Source organism: Okeania sp. SIO2C2, assembly GCF_010692625.1.
Classification (GTDB): domain Bacteria; phylum Cyanobacteriota; class Cyanobacteriia; order Cyanobacteriales; family Microcoleaceae; genus Okeania; species Okeania hirsuta.
In genome coordinates, this window is the sequence record NZ_JAAHGM010000173.1 from 1 (window position 1) to 1,190 (window position 1,190).

Sequence of the window (1,190 nt, forward strand, 5' to 3'; positions counted from 1 at the left end):
CTACTGAGACCGTCGGCGGTTACTCATCCACAGGCATTCACGACCGAGCCGACCGCATTTCTCAAATTTATACTGGCGTTTAAATCTCTATCTATTGACAAGCCACAGTCAGGGCAGTCATAAGTCCTTACATTTAAGGGCATATCTTGAACATGACCGCAGTTTGAGCAAGTTTTTGATGATGGAAAAAACCTATCAACTACTACTAACTTTGAACCATACCATTCGCACTTATATTCTAGCTGTCGCCTGAACTCATAAAATCACTATCTGCTAACTGATTTTCGCTAGCTTATGATTGCGTAACATTCCACTTACATTCAAATCTTCTACGACAACTCTGCCGTGGTTCTTGGCTAAATATGTTGTCAGTTTATGAAGTGCGTCTTTACGGATGTTTGCTACTTTTCTATGCAATCTGGCTATCTTCAGTTGTGCCTTTTTCCAGTTAGCAGAGCCTACTTCTTTATGACGATTTAGGTATTGCTCTCTTGACAACTTGGCTTCAAATTTCTGGTACGATCTCACACTTTCAAATACTTTACCATCACTTAATGTCGCTAAGGTTTTTACTCCCAAATCTACACCGATAGCATCAGTTTTTTGGGGCGTGGTTATGGGATGAAATTCATAGCTACAGCTCAGATACCAGTCACCTGCCTGTCTACTAATGGTTATTCTTTTAGTTGTTGCTTCAATTGGTTCGTATGTTTTCACAACACCAATAAAAGGCAATTTATGACACCAACCATCAAGTTCTATTGGTTTTCCAGAATTATCAATTGTGTTTGCGTAGCATTCCGTAGGAAAAGAATCAGACCTACCTTTCTTTTTAAACTTTGGGTATTTTCCTAATCCTTTGAAAAACATGAGTGAACGCTTCACCTAAGTTGATGTTTGCGCAGCATTCCGTAGGAAAAGCATATTGGTAAACTTTAGATGACAAGTTTTTCATCCAAGGATATAAAGGCTTTGTATGATTGGTAAAAACTTCTCTAAGTTTACTAGCATTAGGCTTGTAGCCATCTTTATAAGCTTGATTCCATAAGCTTAAGCCCCAATTGTTAAACTAAGCAGACCCATTTCCGGTTGTCCTTTATAGGGTTTGCTCGTCTTCAGAACCGGACGTGAGACTTTCACCTCATCACGGCTCCTCTCCTAAACGTCCCTTTTCATGGGTACATCCTTAA

Annotated in this window: 1 protein-coding gene and 1 pseudogene; both read right to left on the reverse strand. The window is 39.6% G+C overall.

Going from position 1 to position 1,190, the window contains the following annotated elements:
- Positions 1–23: 23 nt before the first annotated feature.
- Positions 24–203 (reverse strand): annotated as a pseudogene (locus F6K18_RS36205) (zinc ribbon domain-containing protein); the annotation flags it as partial.
- 70 nt (positions 204–273) lie between these two features.
- Positions 274–870, reverse strand: a complete 597-nt coding sequence (locus tag F6K18_RS36210) for a transposase (RefSeq protein ID WP_287528213.1) — start codon at positions 868–870, stop codon at positions 274–276.
- Positions 871–1,190 lie beyond the last annotated feature (320 nt).